The following is a 17893-nucleotide window of genomic DNA, read 5'->3' on the forward strand; positions in this document are numbered from 1 at the left end:
GCGCTGATGGTGGTCTTCACCGTCGGCAACTTGGCCTGCGCACTGGCGCCCGACTACTGGACGCTGATGGCGGCGCGTGTGCTCACCGCCTTCGCCCACGCCTCCTTCTTCGGCGTCGGCTCCGTCGTCGCCACCAGCTTGGTCGCGCCCAACAGGAAGGCCTCGGCCATCGCGCTGATGTTCACCGGCCTCACCGTCGCCAACATCCTCGGCGTGCCCTTCGGCACCTGGCTCGGCCAGGCCTATGGCTGGCGCTCCACCTTCCTCGCCGTCACGCTGGTCGGCGTCATCGCCTTTGCCGTGATCGCGCTGCTCGTGCCGCGCGACGAACCGGTAGCAGCAGACGAAGAGGAAAGCTCCGAAGGCACGCTCGCCGTGCTCGGCCGCCGGGCGGTGCTGCTCGGCCTCCTGACCACGGTGCTGAGCTGGGTCGGCGTCTTTGCTGCCTTCACCTATCTGGCGCCGATCCTGACCCGCGTCACCGGCTTTTCCGAGGGAGCCGTCTCGCCGATCCTGCTCGTCTTCGGCGGCGGGCTGGTCGCCGGCAACCTGCTTGGCGGACGCCTCGCCGACCGGCACCTTGTGCCGACGGTCGTCGGCACGCTGGTTGCGCTGTCGGCGGTGCTGTTCCTCATGACCGCGGCGATCCATCAGCCGATCACGGCGATCATTGCCGTGGGCCTGCTGGGTGCCGCCGCCTTCGCCACCGTCGCGCCGCTGCAGATGTGGGTGCTGGAGAAGGCCAAGGGCGCCGGCCAGGGCCTGGCCTCCTCCTTCAACATCGCCGCCTTCAATCTCGGCAACGCCATCGGCGCTTGGCTCGGCGGCTTCGTCATCGATCACGGCCCCGGCCTCGGCGCCGTCCCCCTCGTCGCCGGCCTGGTGCCGATCGCCGCGCTCGGCGTGGTGCTCATGGCGCTGCGTCTCGAACGCGGCAGCGCGATCGGCAAGCCGGTCACGGCGCAGTGCTGAACGCCGATCCCTTCGACATCCAATCAGGAGAAAAAAGATGGATTATCGACCTCTCGGCGCCTCCGGCCTGAAAGTGCCGGCGCTTTCCTTCGGCGCCGGAACCTTTGGCGGCTCCGGTCCCCTCTTCGGCCATTGGGGCAACAGCGACGCGAAAGAGGCGCGCCGGCTGGTCGACATCTGCCTGGAGGCGGGCGTCAATCTTTTCGACACGGCCGATGTCTATTCCAACGGCGTCTCGGAAGAGGTGCTTGGCGAGGCGATCAGGGGCCGTCGCGACGCGGTGCTGATCTCGACCAAGACGTCGTTGCCGATGGGCGACGGTCCGGCCGACTGGGGCTCGTCGCGCTCCCGCCTGATCCGCTCCGTCGACGCGGCGCTGAAGCGTCTCGGCACCGACTATATCGACCTTTTGCAGCTCCATGCCTTCGACGCCTCGACACCGATCGAGGAAGTGCTGTCGGCGCTGGACGACCTCGTGCGCTCCGGCAGGCTGCGCTATGTCGGCGTCTCCAACTTCTCCAGTTGGCAGGTGATGAAATCGCTCGGCCTGGCCGACAAACACGGCTACCCGCGCTACGTCGCGCATCAGGTCTATTATTCGCTGGTGGGCCGCGACTATGAGTGGGAACTGATGCCGCTCGGCCTCGACCAGGGCGTCGGCGCCCTGGTGTGGAGTCCGCTCGGCTGGGGCCGGCTGACCGGCAAGATCCGCCGCGGCCAGCCCTTGCCGGAAAAGAGCCGGCTGCACGGCACAGCCGATTTCGGCCCGCCGGTCGAGGACGAGCATCTTTTCAAGGTGGTCGATGCGCTGGAAGCGGTCGCCGCCGAGACCGGCAAGACCGTGCCCAAGGTCGCCATCAACTGGCTCCTGCAGCGGCCGACCGTGTCGTCGGTGATCATCGGCGCGCGCAACGAGGAACAGCTCCGCCAGAACCTCGGCGCCGTCGGCTGGACGCTGACGCCCCAACAGATCAAGGCGCTCGACGAAGCGAGCGCGGTGACGGCGCCCTATCCCTACTTCCCCTATCGGCGCCAAGAAGGCTTCGCCCGGCTGAACCCGCCGGCGGTGTGATCGCCGGCGCTGAAGCTGCCCCCTCAGCGCGAGCGTGAACGCGCGAGATTAGCCGCAGCCCTCTGAACTTCGTCATCCACGGGCGAAGCAGCCGCGAAGCGGCGTCGCGAAGACCCGAGGATCCATTCCGTTACCTCGATCGTAGGCGCGGCGAGCAGAATTCTGGATCGCCGCAACGCTTCGAAGTCACGGAATGGATCCTCGGGTCTGCGCCGCGTCGCTTCGCTCCTTGCTCCGCCCGTGGATGACGAAGTCACAGGCGTTTCCGCCAAACATTCGACGTCCAGAGAACTTCTGGGCAACGCCTCAGTGCACCAGAAACTCCCCATCGACCTTCCGCCACTCATTCGGCGCGACGAGCCTCTGGTGGGTATACGTCACCGAATGCAGCGGTCCGTCGAGCTTGGTCTTCCAGAATTCGATGAAGCGGATCAGCACCGGGAATTGCGGCGCTATGTCGTAATCCTGCCAGACAAAGCTTTGCAGCAGGTGCGGGTGGTCCGGATAGTGGTAAAGGATCTTGGCCGTGGTCAGCCCATATCCCCTGAGCATCAGGTCCATTTCGGAATTGTCGCGCATTGCGTTTCCTTGGTTGATTCTCCTTCCTCCCAACGCCGAATTGTGCGCACGGTTGCTTAACCGTCTATGGTTTTTTGCGAGGTCCCTAAAAATTTTTCTCATTAAAACAGGCGGTTAGCAGCCGCCCAGCGGGAGTGCTAGTAGCCTTGGGCGCTTGCCCCTGCGTCATCCCGCCGCGCGAATCCAACGTCTAATATTGCCGCCACGACGGAACTGTTAATAATGCCCGCGAATTCGCGGCCGTTTTGCCGCGATGCCGCTGGCGGCTCAAGCCGGCGAGAGTGGTTTGGGAGGAAAGCAGGAAATGTCCGATGTGCATGTCCACCGCGTCCAGCCGGCGTGGAAGAAGAACGCGTTGATCGACAACGATACCTACCTCAAATGGTATGCCGACAGCGTGAAGAACCCGGACAAGTTCTGGGGCAAGCACGGCAAGCGCATCGACTGGTTCAAGCCTTTCACGAAGGTCAAGAACACCTCGTTCGACGGCAAGGTCTCGATCAAGTGGTTCGAGGACGGCCAGACCAACGTCTCCTACAATTGCATCGACCGGCACCTGAAGAAGCGCGGCAACCAGACCGCCATCATCTGGGAAGGCGACAATCCCTACGACGACAGGAAGATCACCTACAACGAGCTTTACGAACATGTATGCCGGCTCGCCAATGTGATGAAGAAGCACGGCGTCAAGAAGGGCGACCGCGTCACCATCTACATGCCGATGATCCCGGAAGCGGCCTATGCGATGCTCGCCTGCACCCGCATCGGCGCCATCCATTCGATCGTCTTCGGCGGCTTCTCGCCGGACGCGCTCGCCGGCCGCATCGTCGACTGCGAATCGACCTTCGTCATCACCGCCGATGAAGGTCTGCGCGGCGGCAAGACCATTCCGCTGAAGGACAATGCCGACAAGGCGATCGACATCGCCGCCAGGAACTTCGTGATGGTCAACAAGGTCGTGGTCGTGCGCCGCACCGGCGGCAAGGTCGGCTGGGCTCCCGGTCGCGACGTCTGGTATCACGACGAAGTCGCTTCGGTGAAGGCTGAATGCAAGCCGGAGAAGATGAAGGCAGAGGATCCGCTGTTCATCCTCTACACCTCCGGCTCGACCGGCAAGCCGAAGGGCGTCCTGCACACCACCGCCGGCTATCTCGTCTATGCCTCGATGACGCACCAATATGTCTTCGACTACCATGACGGCGACGTCTATTGGTGCACCGCCGATGTCGGCTGGGTGACCGGCCACAGCTATATCGTCTACGGACCTCTGGCCAACGGCGCCACCACGCTGATGTTCGAGGGCGTGCCGAACTATCCCTCCCAGGCGCGCTTCTGGGAGGTCATCGACAAGCACAAGGTCAACATCTTCTACACCGCGCCGACGGCGCTGCGCGCGCTGATGGGCGCCGGCGACGGCCATGTGAAGAAGACCTCACGCAAGTCGCTGCGCGTTCTGGGGTCGGTCGGCGAGCCGATCAACCCGGAAGCCTGGGAGTGGTATTTCAACGTCGTCGGCAACGGCAAGGTGCCGATCGTCGACACATGGTGGCAGACCGAGACCGGCGGCATCCTGATCACGCCGCTGCCCGGCGCCACGGACCTGAAAGCCGGTTCCGCCACCCGGCCCTTCTTCGGCGTTCAGCCGCAGCTGGTCGACGGTGAAGGCAAGGTGCTGGAAGGCGCCACCGACGGCAATCTGTGCATCACCGACTCCTGGCCGGGCCAGATGCGCACGGTCTATGGCGACCACGAGCGCTTCGTGCAGACCTATTTCTCGACCTACAAGGGCAAGTACTTCACCGGCGACGGCTGCCGCCGCGACGCCGACGGCTATTACTGGATCACCGGCCGCGTCGACGACGTCATCAACGTCTCCGGCCATCGCATGGGTACGGCCGAGGTCGAGTCGGCGCTGGTCAGCCACGACAAGGTTTCCGAAGCCGCGGTCGTCGGCTATCCGCACGACATCAAGGGGCAGGGGATCTACTGCTATGTTACGCTGATGGCCGGCCAGGCAGGCAGCGAGGACCTGCGCAAGGAGCTAGTCGCCCATGTGCGCAAGGAGATCGGCGCCATCGCCACGCCGGACAAGATCCAGTTCGCGCCCGGCCTGCCCAAGACCCGTTCCGGCAAGATCATGCGCCGCATCCTGCGCAAGATCGCCGAGGACGATTTCGGTTCGCTGGGCGACACCTCGACGCTCGCCGATCCGGCCGTGGTCGACGACCTCGTCGTCAACCGCCAGAACAAGAAAGGCTGATGGCCGGCGAGACGATCCTCGGCTCCGTCAGCCAGCTCTGGCGCTATCCGGCGAGCTCGCTCGCCGGCGAGCGGCTCGATGCCATTTCCGTCGGCACGACGACTGTCGATGGCGACCGGCTGTTCGGACTGGTCGATGCTTCCGACGGCGAGATCGCAAGGCCAGACCGCGAAACAAAGTGGCACAAAGTGCCGCTGATTCGCACCCGGCTGGGCGGGGCCCCGATGAGCAAGGAATGGCGCCTGGAAGTCGCCGTGCCCGGCGGCGGCTGGCTGCCGGCGCCCGACCCGGAAAGCGACCGCGCGATTTCGGCCTTCCTCGGCTTCGCGGCCTCCATCCGTCCGTTCGGCGCTGAGAACGCGGCGCCCTTCTATACCGGGCCGCTGACCGCAGCCCGCTATGCCAAGGCGCCGATCCATCTGCTCACCACTGCCTCGCTGGCCCGCCTGAAGGCCCTGCATCCGGAGGGCACGCCCGATCCGCGCCGCTTCCGGCCCAACATCGTCGTCGACATGGCGCCTGTCGAAGGCGCCTTCCCGGAGACGCGATGGATCGGCAGGAAGCTCGCGGTCGGCGATCTCGAGCTCACCGTCTCCGAACCCTGCCGCCGCTGCGGCTTCACCATCATCGCCCAGGACGGCTTCGACACCGACCCCGGCATCCTGCGCAATCTGGTGCGCCACAACGCCCACAATCTCGGCGTCTACTGCACCGTCGACCGGCCGGCGCGGATCGAGATCGGCGCGCCGATGCGCTTCGTCTGACCTGCCTCTTGTCTTTTGCTGCAACGCACCCCATCATTGGGGTGTGTTCAACAAACCGAAAGGAGGTGATCCGATGTCGAGTGATTTCGTTTTCCATAACGTGAGCTCAGCGGATTGCACTTCCGGGAAGCAGTCTTCCCGTTAAGGCGCGAGACGCGCGGCAGGCAGCCCGAAGCGGTTGCCGCCAGGAGCCGCGTCATGGACGGAAACACGGAAGGCCGCCTGCTTCGTCAAGAAGCGGCGGCCTTTTCCGTATGAGGCGTGTCTCCCGAAAGTGGGAACCGGGTTTTGGGAGACATGCGTAAAGTCAAAAACGTAAAAGCGCATGGAGCGAATCTGAAAGATCGCGACGCGCTTTGGGGTCGGCGCTGCAGGTCAGCGGCTGATTGTGAGCTTCTCGATATTGCGGCTGATTTCCCCGAAGGCATGGGACAACTCGGCGCCATTGGCGGCCTCGTAATAATGCTTGAGCGACGAGGTGTCGTCCGTCGCGCAGTCCTTCAACACGGACTTGGCCTGATCGCGTTCGGTTGCGGTCATCGCCGGATCGTTGAGATCGAAGCCGATGGTGAATATCTCGATGCCGTCGCGCTTCATGTTATCGCAGATGTTTTCGGCATTGGCGCGCGACTTCTGACCTTGATCCTGCGACCTGGACGCGCCGCGTCCGCCGGCAAAGGCGGTGTTGAACTGGCCGTCCGTCATCAGGATGGCGATCTTGGCCACCCTGTTGCGATCGAAGTTGGCGGGGCCGGCGCCTAGGCGAGCGCTCGATATGGCCGTACGCCAGGATGGCGAGAGCATGTAATAGCCCCACTGCGCGGCAATGCCGCCTGCGGTCACGCCCCCGGCCTGAAAATGTTCGATCGCCGTCACCAGCTTGTCCTCATCGGCAGTAAGCGGAACCAGAGTGCCCGTGGGGCATACCTTCACACGGTAGTCGCGGTTGACCTTGGCCAGATAGATCCTGCCCTGATTGTCGGGCCGTTGCGTGTAGGGCCCGTCCGACGAGTAATCGACGTAGCCGTCCTTGTCCTTGCGCTCGGTTGCGCAATTGTCGGACACCGTGGCAGAAACCGGCACCGCGGCATCGATCGGCGGCGGCACTTTCGCCCCCATCTCGGTCTCCACGAAGACCGTGTCGGCCAGGCGGCCGGTGTTGACGGCTTCGGCATAGGGGATGATCGACACCCGAATCCGGGGATCATTGGGGTCCCGATTCTGATCCAGGAGACCCTTGACCGTCTGTGACGCGGCGGTCCTCAGGTCGCCGATCTTGTTGGTCTTGGCGCGCCAGTCGGGAGCCATCGAACCGGTGACATCGAGCATCATCGCCACCTCCACCGTCTTGTCCGAGTAGAGCGCGGTGGTCGAAGCGGTCACGCGGCGCATGCTGTCGGTGCTGAACAGCGGAAAGAAGAGGCCGACATCGGCATGCGCATCGGCCTGCACGGTGTTGGCTGTCCTGTCGACCGTAAGCTTGTCCAGCACCACCTGGTTGGCCTGCAGGATGCCGGCGGTGCTGTTGGCGTCGAGGAATGCCTGGACCGTTTTGCTGGCTTCGGCTTCCGTGATGACGCCGAGGGTGAGATCGCGGGCCGTCGAGGTCACAGCCGCGTCGACGACGCCCTGCAAGCTCGACCTCGCATTGTAGAGTTGCGAGATGTTGACCGCGTATCCCACCCCCAGCGCGAGGACAGATACGGCAGCTCCGAACAGAATCGCGAAATTGCCTTCGCGATTCCGGCTAAAGTCGCCCACCCCACGAACGACATCTCTGAACTGCCGCATGCCTTCCGCCTCCACTGTCTGCGGCGCTGCGCCGCTCGGCAAAGGCAGTGCAGGATTTCGGCCAGAAGCCGCCGAAAGACGCTTAACAGGCAGTTAGTGCATTGTTTCTGCTTGCTTTCGGCAAAGTTGAGGGTGAACAGGAAGTAAACGAGAATGCACCGGTGAAGCCAGCTTCATGAAGCGCTTACCATGATCTCGAGGACTGTTGCGTCCGGTCTCTGTTTGGCACAATCGGGCTGTGCCGAAGCGGGTCGGCGGCTCCAATGAAACATGGTGCGGCGCAGGGGTCTGTCGAGCCTAGGCTAACATCTGCGCGCTGACCGTCCGATCGACGCCGTGATGCGGAGGATTGAAGCGATTGCCTTCCTGCTCGTAGGTCCACACCTTGAAAAGAGAGAGCCGGTGCGGACCGAAACTGTGCAGCAACGGCACGTCGGTGGCGTCGCGGCCGCGCGCGATGACGACCCGGCCGATGCGCGGCCGGTTGTGGCGCGGGTCGAACGTGTACCATTTGCCGTCGAGGAAGACTTCCATCCAGGCAGAAAAATCCATCGGGGCCGGATCGGCCGGCACGCCGATATCGCCGAGATAGCCGTTCACGTAGCGCGCCGGAATGTTCATGCATCGGCAAAGCGTGATCGCCAGATGCGCGAAATCGCGGCAGACCCCGACACGCTCCTCATGCGCCTGGGCCGCCGTGCGGGTGGCGCGAGCGTAGCCGTAGCCGAAGGAGAGCCGGCTGTTGACATAGTCGACGATCGCCTGAACGCGCGCCCAGCCGGGCGGGAACTGGCCGAAAAGCTGCCAGGCGATGCTGCCGAGGTGGTCGGTCTCGCAATAGCGGCTGCCGAGCAGATAGGTCAGCACGTCGTCGGGCAGTTCCGCGACCGGCGTTTCTCGCGCCAGCGTGTTGACCTCGTCCGTCTCGCCGCTGTCCTCGATCACCGCGTCATAGAGGATGCGGAAGCTTCCGGCGGGCGCCGTGAAGCGACGGCAGATATTGCCGTGGCGGTCGTGATAAGTCCGGGTCGGCACCGAGGGCGAGGTCAGGACCCGCGTTTGCCGCTTGATGTCGGCATGCCGGTCGGGATGGATGTCGAGAAGCGAGATGATCGGCGTCGCCGCCGCGCATTCGATGGCGATTTCATAGCCGAGCCGGATCAGCATCGCATGCCCCCTTGGTGGTTTTGGCTCCGTGGCGATTTTGGAAGACAGCCTCTTCAACGCAACGAACCGGAGGTTGTTCCCGTGCGAAATTGAAATGGTGGGTATCTCGCCTTCTCAGCCAGTGCTGGCCGGTCTAAACTGGGTACCACGTTTCGCCCTCCCCGAAAACGATTCTCCAGGAAATCCGATGTTCGCAGGCTCAAAGTTCGCCGCCTTCCTGTTCGACATGGACGGCACGGTGCTCAATTCGATCGCCGCGGCGGAACGGGTGTGGACGAAGTGGGCGGAGCGCCACGGGCTGGACATCGCCACCTTCCTGCCGACCATCCATGGCAAGCGGGCGATCGAGACGATCGGCGGATTGATGCTTCCGGGCGTCGATGTGGTTGCGGAAGCCGATGCGCTGCTCAAGGCCGAGGCGGACGACCTCGAAGGCATCGTCCCTATCCCCGGCGCCGTCTCGTTCCTGGAATCGCTGCCGCCGGAGCGCTGGGCCATCGTCACCTCGGCGCCGCGCGAGCTGGCGCTGCTGCGCATGCAGGCGGCCGGCATCCCAGTTCCCGCCATGATGGTAACGGCGGAAGACGTGACCCATGGCAAGCCGGCGCCGGATTGTTTTCTCCTGGCGGCAAAGCATCTTGGAGTCGAGGCGCGCGACTGCCTGGTCTTCGAGGATGCGCCGGCAGGCATCGCGGCGGGCGAGGCTTCCGGCGCCTCGGTGATGGTGATCAGCGCCACGCACGTCCACCCGCTCGTCACACCGCACCCGACGATCCGTTCCTATGACGAGATCGGCATTGCGGTCGACGAAAGTGGTTTCATCGTTTTGTCGCCGACACGGGCTGCGGCCTAAGGATGTGTCGGGGGTCAGGCCGGGCCGCCTGCAGGCCGGCCTCACCTGAATATCAGCACATCCGGCTAGAAGTCGCTGGTGAGGCCCTTCACCTCCCAATCGCCATAGCGGCCGGGTTCCTTGCCGCCGCGGCCGCCGATTTCCTTCGGCAATTTTGCCTCGGCCTCGCGATATTCCCTGCGCCTGGCCTCGGCCTCCGCCAGCGCGCGGCTCGCGGCCGGCGTCAGCATCTTTCGCGGCCCGTCGCCATCGCCCGCGGTTTCGGTCTTGTTGGTCAGTTCGGTCATGCGATATTCCCTGCCGATTGAAACGGAGCCCGGCCTTTCCCATCATATAGCCATGACCCCAAAAGGATCGACCCCAATTCTCCATCTCCCCGAACGGATGAAACGATGAACACGCTTCGCACCGCCATGCTGCTTGCCGCGATGACGGCGCTGTTCATGGGCGTCGGCTATCTGATCGGCGGCTCGGGCGGCATGGTCATCGCGCTTTTGATCGCCGCCGGCACCAACCTGTTCAGCTACTGGAACGCCGACAAGATGGTGCTGTCGATGAACCACGCCATCGAGGTCGACGAGAAGAATGCGCCCGAATATTACGCGATCGTCCAGGCGCTGGCCAAGCAGGCCGGCCTGCCAATGCCGAAGACCTATCTGATCGACAACCCGCAGCCCAACGCCTTCGCCACCGGCCGAAATCCCGAGAATGCCGCGGTGGCCGCGTCCACCGGCCTGCTCCAGCGCCTCTCGCACGAGGAGGTCGCGGCGGTGATGGCGCATGAGCTTGCCCATGTGCAGCATCGCGACACGCTGACCATGACGATCGTGGCGACACTTGCCGGCGCGATCTCGATGCTAGGCAACTTCGCCTTCTTCCTCGGCGGCAGCCGCGACAACAACAACCCGTTCGGCTTTGTCGGCGTGCTGGTGGCAATGCTGGTGGCGCCCTTCGCCGCCATGATCGTGCAGATGGCGGTGAGCCGCACCCGCGAATACGAGGCCGACCGGCGCGGCGCCGAGATCTGCGGCAATCCGCTGTGGCTGGCCTCGGCGCTCGCCAAGATCGCGCACGGCGCCGAACAAATCCCCAATGAGGATGCCGAGCGCAACCCGGCGATGGCGCATCTTTTCATCATCAACCCCCTGCATGCCGAGCGCATGGACAATCTGTTCTCGACCCATCCGAGCACCGAGAACCGCATCGCGGCGCTACAGGAGATGGCAAGCGAGATGGGTCGTGCGTCGCCTGCCAATCGGCGCGAGGCTTCCGCGCGGCCCATCCAGCCCGAGGAGGCGTCGGCCGGTCCATGGGGTAAGCGGACGGAACCCGCGCCGCCTGCCGGCCCGCCGCCGCCGAAACCCAATCCGTGGGGCCGCAACCCGACCGGACCGCGCCGGTCGAAAGGTCCGTGGTCGTGACGCCGCCGAGGCGCGGACAGCCAGGCAATGCGCAACACAAGGCCGGTGAGGAGATAGCCGGCCTTGCCGCGCGCAAGGCGGCGGCGCGACTGCTGGCCGCCGTCATCGATGCCCGCACGCCGCTCGATGGATTGACCGACAACGAGCACGGCCACCCGCAATACAAGGCGCTGGACGGCCGCGACCGCGCGCTGGTGCGCGCCATCCTGGTGACCGCGCTGCGCCATCGCATGACCATTGCCGGGCTGCTGTCCAGGCGGTTGGAAAAGCCCTTGCCGGCCAATGCCACGGCACTCTCGCATATCCTCAATGTCGCCGCCGCGCAGATCCTGTTCCTCGACGTTCCGGACAGCGCCGCCGTCGACCTTGCCGTCACCCACGCCAAATCCGATCCGCGCACCACCCGCTTCTCCGGCCTCGTCAATGGCGTGCTGCGTTCGCTGGCCCGCGCCAAGGACGCCGAGCTTGCCCGGGCGCTTGCCGCCACCAGCGAGGCGCCGCAATGGTTTGCCGAGCGGCTGACCGCCGCCTACGGAGCCGACAAGGCGCACGCCATCCTTGCCGCGCATCGCCACGAGGCGCCGGTCGATTTCACCGTCAAGGCCGATCCAGCGCTTTGGGCCGAGCGCCTGGGCGGCATCGTTCTGCCGACCGGCACCGTGCGTGTCGAAAAGCTGTCGGCCAATGTCATCGACCTGCCCGGCTTCGCCGACGGCGCCTGGTGGGTGCAGGACACGGCCGCAAGCCTGCCGGCGCGCCTGTTCGGCGACATAAGCGGAAAACGCGTCGCCGACCTCTGCGCCGCGCCCGGCGGCAAGACGGCGCAGCTTATCCTGGCCGGCGCCGACGTCACCGCTGTCGACACCTCGAAGAACCGGCTGGCGCGGCTGAAGCAGAATCTCGACCGCCTCGGCCTGACGGCCGATCTGGTCCAGACTGACCTCCTGGATTACCGGCCGGCGGACCTGTTCGACGCCGTGCTGCTCGACGCGCCCTGCTCCTCGACCGGGACTGTGCGTCGCCATCCCGATGTGCCCTGGACCAAGACCATGGCGGATGTCGAAAAGCTCGCCGATCTCCAGCGTCGCCTCCTTGCCCATGCCGTCGGTTTCGTCAGGCCCGGCGGCCGCATCGTCTTTTCCAACTGCTCGCTCGACCCGATCGAAGGCGAAGAACTCTATCGTGCCTTCCTTGCCGAAACCCCCGGGGTGATCGACGACCCGATCCGCCCGGGCGAGTTCGCCGAAGTCGACCCTTTCCTCACCCCTGCGGGCGCGCTGCGCACGACGCCCGCCGACCTAATGCTTGAATCGCCGGGGATTTCCGGTCTGGACGGCTTCTTCGCGGCCCGGATGAGACGGGCTGGTTGAGTCGTTATCCCGCAAAAACGTGCTGACTTTTTTAGGGATCGGTACCGGCAAAGCGGCGTGAAGTGGTTCACTTCGGCGAAATCCGCCTTCGCATAAGTTCTTGAATCGCATAAGCTTGCGCTTGGGTAATGGGGACATCTGGAGGGCTATTGGCACTTGTTGCCGGCAACACGACGCGTCTATGGACGCTCGTCGCGAAGGAGTTCTGGCGCAAGACGCGCCGGCGTTTGCGCGCCGGTCCGGTCTATCGCTGGCGCTATTCCGGCCGCACGCCCGAACGCGTCCTGATCGCCCCGCCGGATTTGCGGCTCGCCGATCCGCAAATCGCCCTGGAGATTTATTACGGCCGCTACCCGCTGTCCGGCCATCTGGTCGAGACCGGCGGCACCTCGCCCTTTCAGCTCGACGTGCCCAATCGCGGCTGGCAGAAATCGCTGCATGGCTTCCGCTGGCTGCGCCACATGCGCGCCGCCGGCACCGAGCTCGCCGCCGCCAATGCGAGAGCCCTGGTGACCGACTGGATTGCCATGCACGGCAACCAGATTTCGGGCATCGCCTGGGAGCCGGGAACGACGGCCAAGCGCGTGATCGCCTGGCTGCAGCATTCCTCGGTGGTGCTGCAAGGCGCCGAATTCCCGTTCTATCGCGCCTTCCTCAAATCGCTTGCCGTGCAGATTCGCTACCTGCGCTCGGTCGCGCGTGAGATGCCGGAGGGCGAGGCCAGGCTGCGCGCCCGCATCGCGCTCGCCTTCGCCGCGCTGTCGCTGCCGGCGCCGGCTTCGGCGCTGCGTTCGGCGACGCGCAACCTGGCCGAGGAGCTGGAGCATCAAATCCTGCCCGATGGCGGCCACATCTCGCGCAAACCGATGGCGGTGCTGGAGCTGCTCGCCGATCTCCTGCCGCTGCGCCAGACCTATGCCAACCAGGCCGAGGCGCCGCCGGCGGCCCTGATCGGCGCCATCGACCGCATGTTGCCGGCGCTGCGCTTCTTCCGCCATCAGGACGGCAGCCTTGCCCGCTTCAACGGCATGGGCGCCACCATCCATGACCGCATCGCCACCATCTTGCGCCATGACGACACGGTGGGCGCGCCGCTGCTGCACGCGCCGCATTCCGGCTATGAGCGCCTTTCGATGGGCGGCGTGACGGTGATCGCCGACACCGGCCTGCCGCCGCCGATCGACGTCTCCAATGCCGCGCATGCCGGCTGTCTTGCCTTCGAGCTTTCGTCCGGGCGCCAGCACTTCATCGTCAATGCCGGCATCGATACGTATGGCGCCCCGGAATTCCGGCCTCTGGCGCGCGCCACCGCGGCGCATTCGACCGCCACGATCAACGACACCTCGTCGGCGCGCTTCAGCCACTCGCTGCGCGTCAGCGACCTTTTGGGCTCGCCGCTGATCGGCGGCCCGCAGCATGTGCCCTGCAAGCGCCTCGACCAGAAGGGCATGCAGGGCTTCGTCGCCCGCCATGACGGCTACCTTCAGCAATTCGGCTTCCTGCATGAGCGCGAGCTGAAGCTTGGCACGAACGGCAACGTGCTTGCCGGGCGAGACCGGTTCCTGCGCCCGGGCAATGCCGCGATCCGCAACAACGGCCGCGACTTCGTCACGGTGCGCTTCCACGTCCACCCCGATATTAGCCTGCTGCAGGACGATCACGACCGGCTGACCCTTGCCGCCGCGCAGGGCGACAGCTGGGTCTTCACCTGCGCCGAAGTGGTGCCGGAGGTCGAGGAATCGATCTATTTCGCCGGCCTGAGCGGTCCGCGCCGCAGCCGGCAGATCGTGCTCGCCTTCAAGGCCTCGGAGATTACCGAGGTCCACTGGCAGCTGACCCGCACCATTATCGCCGGCTATCCCGAAAACAACTGAGCCTGCCCGGCAAACGCGGCTGCGCGCCATGATCCCGGATTCACTTGATTTCCGGGGCTCATATGCTAGGGCCGGCCAACGTCCCTTCCAACAGCTCTGAAAGGCCGCCCGCCATGGCCGTGCCCACAAAAAACATTCCGGCGCCGGATCTCGTTCCGGTGCGCCGCGCGCTGCTTTCCGTCTTCGACAAGACCGGGCTGGTCGACTTTGCCAAGGCGCTCGCCGCTGCCGGCGTCGAGCTGGTCTCTACCGGCGGCACGGCCAAGACCATCGCCGAGGCCGGCCTTGCGGTGCGCGACGTTTCCGAGCTAACCGGCTTTCCCGAAATCATGGACGGTCGGGTGAAGACCTTGCATCCTTCGGTGCATGGCGCGCTGCTTGGCATCCGCGACGATGCCGAGCATGCCAAGGCCATGCGCGACCACCACATCGAGCCGATCGACCTGGTCGTCTCGAACCTCTATCCGTTCGAGGAGGTGCGCCGCTCCGGCGCCGGCTATGCCTCGATCGTCGAGAATATCGACATCGGCGGGCCGGCGATGATCCGCGCCTCGGCCAAGAACCACGCCTATGTCGCCATCGTCACCGACCCGGCCGACTATGCTTCAGTGGTCAACGCATTGGAGATGAATCTCGGCTCGCTGTCGCTCGATTTCCGCAAGAAGCTGGCGGCCAAGGCCTTTGCCCGCACCGCCACCTATGACGCGGCGATTTCCGGATGGTTCGCCGAGGAACTCCAGATCGAGCACCCGACATGGCGCGCGTTCGGCGGCCGGCTCGACCAGGTGATGCGCTATGGCGAGAACCCGCATCAGAATGCAGGGTTCTATCTCTCGGGCGACAAGCGGCCGGGCGTCGCCACCGCCAGGCAATTGCAGGGCAAGCAGCTCTCCTACAACAACATCAACGACACCGACGCCGCCTTCGAGCTGGTCGGCGAGTTCGATTCGGCCCGCTCAGCGGCGATCGCCATAATCAAGCACGCCAACCCCTGTGGCGTCGCCGAAGGCTCGTCGCTGAAGGCGGCCTACGCCAAGGCGCTGGCCTGCGACCCGGTCTCGGCCTTCGGCGGCATCGTCGCCATGAACCGCATCCTCGATGCGGAAGCCGCGGAAGAGATCGTGAGAACCTTCACCGAGGTCATCATCGCGCCGGACGCCACCGACGAAGCCGCCGCGATCGTCGCGGCTAAGAAGAATTTGCGCCTGCTGGTCACCGGCGGCCTGCCCGACCCGCGCGCGGCCGGCACGACGGCGAAGTCGGTCGCCGGCGGATTGCTTGTGCAAAGCCGCGACAATGCCGTGGTCGACGACCTCGAATTGAAAGTGGTGACGAAGCGCGCGCCGACGCCGGCGGAACTGGCCGACCTCAAATTCGCCTTCCGCGTCGCCAAGCACGTCAAGTCCAACGCCATCGTCTATGCCAGGGACGGCGCGACGGTCGGCATCGGCGCCGGCCAGATGAGCCGCGTCGATTCCTCGCGCATCGCCGCCCGCAAGGCGCTGGACGCGGCGGCAGCCGCCGGCCTCGCCGAACCGCTGACCAAGGGTTCGGTCGTCGCCTCGGACGCCTTCTTCCCCTTCGCCGACGGGCTCTTGTCGGCGATCGAGGCCGGCGCCACGGCGGTGATCCAGCCCGGCGGCTCGATGCGCGACGACGACGTCATCGCCGCCGCCGACGAGCACAGCATCGCCATGGTGTTCACCGGTGTAAGGCATTTCAGGCATTGAGCGATCTTCCCCTTCTCCCCTTGTGGGAGAAGGTGGATCGGCGCGCAGCGCCGAGACGGATGAGGGGTGTTCCAGCGGAGTGAGACGTCGGAAAACTGAAAGATACCAGGCGCTTACTTCTTCCGCGCAGCGATCCTTCCAGCACCCCTCATCCGTCGCCTTCGGCGACACCTTCTCCCACAAGGGGAGAAGGAAACAGCGCTACCGCTTGTCCGCCGGATAGGGCGTCCCCGCCAGTATCGCCATGCCGATGCCTAGGAACAGGATGATCGCCGCCATGCCGAGCCGCGGCGAATCGCTCATCGTGGTGATGCTTGCAATCATGAAGGGCGCCAGGAAGCTGGTCGCCCGCCCCGCCAATGCGTAGATGCCGAAATAGCGGCCGGACTCGGCGGCGGTGACGCTGCGCGCCATGTAGGATCGTGACGAGGCCTGCACCGGCCCGAAGGCGAGCCCGATCAGCAGCCCGTACAGGATATAGGCCTTTTCGGCCGCGGTGCCGAACAGTCCGCCGGAATCGGTTGTCGGCAGCGGGATCAGGCCGAGCAGCGTGAAGCCCGGGCCGGTCGAGACGACGCCGATCGTGGCGACCGACAGCATCACCAGCGAGATCATCACGACATGCTTCGAGCCGAGCGCGGTATCGAGCCGCGCCGCGATCCAGCAGCCGAAGATGGCTACGATGTTGAGGATGATGCCGAACATGCCGATCTCGGTGATCGACCAGTGGAACATGCCGGCCGCGAATGTGCCGCCGAGCGCCAGCAGCGCATTGACGCCGTCCTGATAGATCATGCGCGCAAGCAGGAAGCGCAGGATGCCGCTGCGCTGGCGCACCTCGGCGAGCGTGGACTTCAGTTCGGACAAGCCCTCGCGCACCGCTGGTCCGATCGGGATTCCCTTGGTGGCGTCGGGCGTGAAGAAGAACATCGGCAGGATGAACAGGAAATACCAGCCGGCCGACATCGGCCCGGTGAAGCGCGCATCCTCGCCGAGCTTCGGGTCCAGCCCGAACAGCGGATCGAGGCCGATGAGGGTCTTGCCGGTTTCGAGATTGCCGGCCAGGAACAGCACGACGAAGATCAGCGCCACCATGCCGCCGAGATAGCCGAGTCCCCAGGCGACGTTGGAAATGCGGCCGATCTCCTCCTTCGGCACCAGTCGCGGCATCATGGAATCGTTGAACACGGTGGAGAATTCGGCCGCAACCGAGGCCAGCGAAAACAACAGCACGACCAGGAACAGGTTCGAGCCGGGTGCGGCGAACCACAGCAGGCTGAGGCTGACGATCTTGATCGTTGCGAAGAAGGCGATCCAGGGCTTGCGCGGCCCGGTCTGGTCGGCGATCGAGCCGAGCACCGGCGACAGCACCGCGATGACCAGGCCCGCCGCGGCGATGCCGTAACCCCAGGCAGCCTGCCCGGCGGTCGGGTCGCTCGCCATGCGCGAGACGAAATAGGGGCCGAAGATGAAGGTGGTGACGACGGTGAAGAAAGGCTGGGCCGCCCAGTCGAAGAACATCCAGCCCCAGATGCCGCGCCCCGATGCCCGCTGCACTGTCTCTACTGCCGCCATGCTGATTCCCTCGGGCCGCTCGCGCCGGGCGCCATGTCTGCATGTTTTCCGGCGGTGGCGCAACAAGCGCCAGTTCCTCGCCCCACGAAGTGGGGAGAGGTGGCTCGGCGAAGCCGAGACGGAGAGGGGAATGCGGCGGGCTGTGGCAGGTTGATCAGTCGAGAAGGGCCTTCGCCCTGCGAAGCCCCTCTCCGGCCGCTACGCGGCCACCTCTCCCCCGCCTTTGGCGGAGGCGAGGAACAGCAGCTCACATCCCCGTCAGGTCGGTCATCAGCCCGGACGCCACCGACAGCCGCGACACGGTGATGTCGCCGCCTTCGGTCAGCGCCTGCAGCCGCTCGCGGATGCGGGCGATGCGCTCGCCGCCGGCTTCCAGCCACGCCGAGACCGGATCCGCCGCCGCGCCATGCGCCGTCAGAGCCGCCACCGCGATGCCGCGACGCGCGACGCCGATCGTGTCGGTCG

Annotated in this window: 15 protein-coding genes; 9 read left to right on the forward strand and 6 right to left on the reverse strand. The window is 65.3% G+C overall.

Going from position 1 to position 17893, the window contains the following annotated elements; all coding sequences use genetic code 11:
- Window positions 1–972 (forward strand): MFS transporter (locus EOA28_RS06520; protein ID WP_148670665.1); only part of this gene is annotated, 972 nt, incomplete at its 5' end.
- 37 nt (window positions 973–1009) lie between these two features.
- Window positions 1010–2044, forward strand: a complete 1035-nt coding sequence (locus tag EOA28_RS06525; RefSeq protein WP_127249869.1) for an aldo/keto reductase — start codon at window positions 1010–1012, stop codon at window positions 2042–2044.
- Window positions 2045–2350: 306 nt separating this feature from the next.
- On the opposite strand, the gene EOA28_RS06535 is transcribed toward EOA28_RS06525, so the two are convergent.
- Window positions 2351–2623 carry an usg protein gene (locus tag EOA28_RS06535; protein ID WP_126063777.1) on the reverse strand — a complete coding sequence of 91 codons (273 nt, stop codon included), beginning with the start codon at window positions 2621–2623 and terminating at the stop codon, window positions 2351–2353.
- Between the two features lie 304 nt (window positions 2624–2927).
- Between EOA28_RS06535 and acs the strand changes: the two genes are divergently transcribed.
- Window positions 2928–4883 carry an acetate--CoA ligase gene (gene acs / locus EOA28_RS06540; RefSeq protein ID WP_127249868.1) on the forward strand — a complete coding sequence of 652 codons (1956 nt, stop codon included), beginning with the start codon at window positions 2928–2930 and terminating at the stop codon, window positions 4881–4883.
- Window positions 4883–5647, forward strand: coding sequence for an MOSC domain-containing protein (locus EOA28_RS06545; protein WP_127249867.1), 765 nt, complete (start codon window positions 4883–4885; stop codon window positions 5645–5647). Before acs ends, EOA28_RS06545 begins: the two co-directional genes overlap by 1 nt.
- A gap of 375 nt (window positions 5648–6022) precedes the next feature.
- On the opposite strand, the gene EOA28_RS06550 is transcribed toward EOA28_RS06545, so the two are convergent.
- Window positions 6023–7438 carry a pilus assembly protein gene (locus EOA28_RS06550; protein WP_127249866.1) on the reverse strand — a complete coding sequence of 472 codons (1416 nt, stop codon included), beginning with the start codon at window positions 7436–7438 and terminating at the stop codon, window positions 6023–6025.
- A 297-nt stretch (window positions 7439–7735) separates the two neighbouring features.
- Window positions 7736–8605, reverse strand: coding sequence for a transglutaminase family protein (locus EOA28_RS06555; RefSeq protein ID WP_127249865.1), 870 nt, complete (start codon window positions 8603–8605; stop codon window positions 7736–7738).
- A 187-nt stretch (window positions 8606–8792) separates the two neighbouring features.
- Between EOA28_RS06555 and EOA28_RS06560 the strand changes: the two genes are divergently transcribed.
- Window positions 8793–9458 (forward strand): HAD-IA family hydrolase, encoded by a 666-nt coding sequence (locus EOA28_RS06560; protein ID WP_127249864.1) that lies wholly within the window; start codon window positions 8793–8795, stop codon window positions 9456–9458.
- Between the two features lie 65 nt (window positions 9459–9523).
- On the opposite strand, the gene EOA28_RS06565 is transcribed toward EOA28_RS06560, so the two are convergent.
- Window positions 9524–9745, reverse strand: a complete 222-nt coding sequence (locus tag EOA28_RS06565) for a DUF1674 domain-containing protein (protein ID WP_126080561.1) — start codon at window positions 9743–9745, stop codon at window positions 9524–9526.
- Between the two features lie 105 nt (window positions 9746–9850).
- Between EOA28_RS06565 and htpX the strand changes: the two genes are divergently transcribed.
- The 4 genes from htpX to purH all read left to right on the forward strand — a co-directional run bounded on the left by htpX (window position 9851) and on the right by purH (window position 15853).
- Window positions 9851–10879: a zinc metalloprotease HtpX gene (gene htpX / locus EOA28_RS06570; protein ID WP_127249863.1), complete on the forward strand. Its 1029-nt coding sequence runs from the start codon at window positions 9851–9853 to the stop codon at window positions 10877–10879.
- A complete protein-coding gene (locus EOA28_RS06575) occupies window positions 10870–12249 on the forward strand; it encodes an RsmB/NOP family class I SAM-dependent RNA methyltransferase (RefSeq protein ID WP_189341952.1) in 1380 nt (459 codons plus the stop codon). The genes htpX and EOA28_RS06575 overlap by 10 nt, the downstream gene beginning before the upstream one ends.
- A gap of 149 nt (window positions 12250–12398) precedes the next feature.
- On the forward strand, window positions 12399–14123 hold the full coding sequence (locus tag EOA28_RS06580; protein WP_127249861.1) for a heparinase II/III family protein: 1725 nt from the start codon (window positions 12399–12401) through the stop codon (window positions 14121–14123).
- Between the two features lie 113 nt (window positions 14124–14236).
- On the forward strand, window positions 14237–15853 hold the full coding sequence (gene purH, locus EOA28_RS06585; protein ID WP_127249860.1) for a bifunctional phosphoribosylaminoimidazolecarboxamide formyltransferase/IMP cyclohydrolase: 1617 nt from the start codon (window positions 14237–14239) through the stop codon (window positions 15851–15853).
- Between the two features lie 201 nt (window positions 15854–16054).
- Here purH and EOA28_RS06590 read toward each other — a convergent pair whose 3' ends face one another.
- Together EOA28_RS06590 and EOA28_RS38680 are read right to left on the reverse strand one after the other, a co-directional pair.
- Window positions 16055–17428, reverse strand: coding sequence for an MFS transporter (locus EOA28_RS06590; RefSeq protein WP_127249859.1), 1374 nt, complete (start codon window positions 17426–17428; stop codon window positions 16055–16057).
- Between the two features lie 247 nt (window positions 17429–17675).
- On the reverse strand, window positions 17676–17893 hold a 218-nt coding region (locus EOA28_RS38680), incomplete at its 5' end, for a hypothetical protein (protein ID WP_189341953.1).

The organism is Mesorhizobium sp. M2A.F.Ca.ET.067.02.1.1 (genome assembly GCF_004023285.1).
GTDB lineage: Bacteria > Pseudomonadota > Alphaproteobacteria > Rhizobiales > Rhizobiaceae > Mesorhizobium.

Coding starts and splice junctions, on each gene's coding strand:
- EOA28_RS06545 (WP_127249867.1), top strand. CDS start 4,883: ATGGCCGGCGAGACGATCCTCGGCTCCGTCAGCCAGCTCTGGCGCTAT.
- EOA28_RS06525 (WP_127249869.1), top strand. CDS start 1,010: ATGGATTATCGACCTCTCGGCGCCTCCGGCCTGAAAGTGCCGGCGCTT.
- EOA28_RS06560 (WP_127249864.1), top strand. CDS start 8,793: ATGTTCGCAGGCTCAAAGTTCGCCGCCTTCCTGTTCGACATGGACGGC.
- EOA28_RS06535 (WP_126063777.1), bottom strand. CDS start 2,623: ATGCGCGACAATTCCGAAATGGACCTGATGCTCAGGGGATATGGGCTG.
- EOA28_RS06550 (WP_127249866.1), bottom strand. CDS start 7,438: ATGCGGCAGTTCAGAGATGTCGTTCGTGGGGTGGGCGACTTTAGCCGG.
- EOA28_RS06555 (WP_127249865.1), bottom strand. CDS start 8,605: ATGCTGATCCGGCTCGGCTATGAAATCGCCATCGAATGCGCGGCGGCG.
- EOA28_RS06565 (WP_126080561.1), bottom strand. CDS start 9,745: ATGACCGAACTGACCAACAAGACCGAAACCGCGGGCGATGGCGACGGG.
- purH (WP_127249860.1), top strand. CDS start 14,237: ATGGCCGTGCCCACAAAAAACATTCCGGCGCCGGATCTCGTTCCGGTG.
- htpX (WP_127249863.1), top strand. CDS start 9,851: ATGAACACGCTTCGCACCGCCATGCTGCTTGCCGCGATGACGGCGCTG.
- EOA28_RS06590 (WP_127249859.1), bottom strand. CDS start 17,428: ATGGCGGCAGTAGAGACAGTGCAGCGGGCATCGGGGCGCGGCATCTGG.
- acs (WP_127249868.1), top strand. CDS start 2,928: ATGTCCGATGTGCATGTCCACCGCGTCCAGCCGGCGTGGAAGAAGAAC.